This window comes from Nonomuraea sp. NPDC051298, assembly GCF_055586305.1.
On sequence record NZ_JBVJIM010000064.1, the window covers coordinates 1 to 1,655 of the forward strand.

General features: G+C 68.3%; 1 protein-coding gene. It reads left to right on the forward strand.

Going from position 1 to position 1,655, the window contains the following annotated elements:
* Nucleotides 1-115 precede the first annotated feature (115 nt).
* Complete coding sequence (locus ACZ6S0_RS52890; protein ID WP_465928754.1) at nucleotides 116-1,618, forward strand: ISL3 family transposase; 1,503 nt, start codon at nucleotides 116-118, stop codon at nucleotides 1,616-1,618.
* Nucleotides 1,619-1,655 lie beyond the last annotated feature (37 nt).

Sequence of the window (1,655 nt, forward strand, 5' to 3'; positions counted from 1 at the left end):
GACTCTGGCCCACTTTCGGTGGTGACGGACCGTGATAGTTCGTGTCGGTACATGGCTATCTCGGGGTGCTGTGTCAGCGTGACGCCGGTGTGACGTAAAGGATCTTGCGGGGCTGGTGTTCCCGCAACTGGCCGGCCTGGTCATCGGCAGCGTTCAGCCCGGGGCCGGGGCGATCGTGGTGCATGTCGCCTCCACGGGCGCGCCGGTGGCGTGTCCCAGCTGCGGGGCAGCCGGGCGGGTGCACGGCTATGTGCATCGGCAGCTGGCTGACCTGCCGTTGGGCGGGCAGCGGGTGATGGTGCGGCTGCGGTTTCGGCGGCTGAGGTGCGCGAGGGTGGGGTGCGAGCGGCAGACGTTCCGGGAGCCGCTGCCCGGGCTGGCCGAGCCGTATCAACGCCGCACGGTCGCCTTGACCACGCAGGTGGGGGCGGTGGTGCGGGAGCTGGCCGGACGGGCGGGGTCTCGGCTGCTGGCCGTGCTGGGAGTCGGGCTATCGCGGCAGAGCGCGGTCCGGTCGTTGCTGCGCCTGCCTCTGCCGGTTCGTCCGGTGCCGGCAGTGATCGGGGTGGACGACTTCGCTCTCCGCAAACGACACCGCTACGCCACGGTGATCATCGACGCGATAACGCGGGAGCGGATCGACGTACTCGCCGACCGTCAGGCCGACACTTTGGAGGCGTGGCTGCGTGCCCATCCCGGTGCGCGGGTGGTGTGCCGGGACAGCAGCGGCGCCTACGCCGAGGCGATCCGTCGCGCCCTGCCTGAAGCGGTACAGGTCGGTGATCGCTGGCATATCTGGCACAACCTGGCCGAAGCCGTGGTGAAGGAGGTCGCCGCGCACTCCTCCTGTTGGGGCAAGACTGGCCCGCCGCCGAAAGAAGGGGTAGGGGCCGCCACCACGCGCGAGCGCTGGCAGCAGGTTCATGCCCTGCTCAACCAGGGTGTCGGGCTGCTGGAATGCGCCCGCCGCCTGGGCTTGGCGCTCAACACCGTGAAGCGCTACGCCCGGGTCAGCGAACCCGAACGACTGGTGCGCGTGCCGAAGTACCGGCCCACGCTTGTCGACCCGTTCCGCGACCATCTGCGCCAACGCCGAGCCGAAGATCCCGCCGTCCCGGTCCAGCAGCTCCTTGTCGAGATCAAGAAACTCGGCTACACCGGCAGCCAGAACCTGCTCTACCGGTACATCAACCAAGGCCGCGTCGAATGCGACCGGCCCGCGATCTCACCCAAGCGCTTGGCCAGCCTTCTCCTCACCGAACCGAGCAAGCTCAAGGACCACCACGCCGAGCGACTGGATGCCGCCATCGCCGCCTGCCACGAGATGACCATGCTCGCCGGACTCGTCCGGGACTTCGCCGCTCTCCTCGACCCCAAGCCGGGCAACGACCAGCTACTGACCGCCTGGACCGAACAAGCGCGTCAGGTCGACCTACCTCACATGCACGCCTTCACCCGCGGGCTGGACTACGACCGAGCCGCCGTCAACGCCGCCCTCACGCTCCCGTTCCACAACGGCGGCACCGAAGGCGTCAACACCAAAACAAAAATGATCAAGAGGCAGATGTACGGGCGAGCCGGCTTCGCACTCCTCCGCCATCGCATCCTGCTCGGCTAACCGCGGTCCGTCACCACCGAAAGTGGGCCAGAGCCGA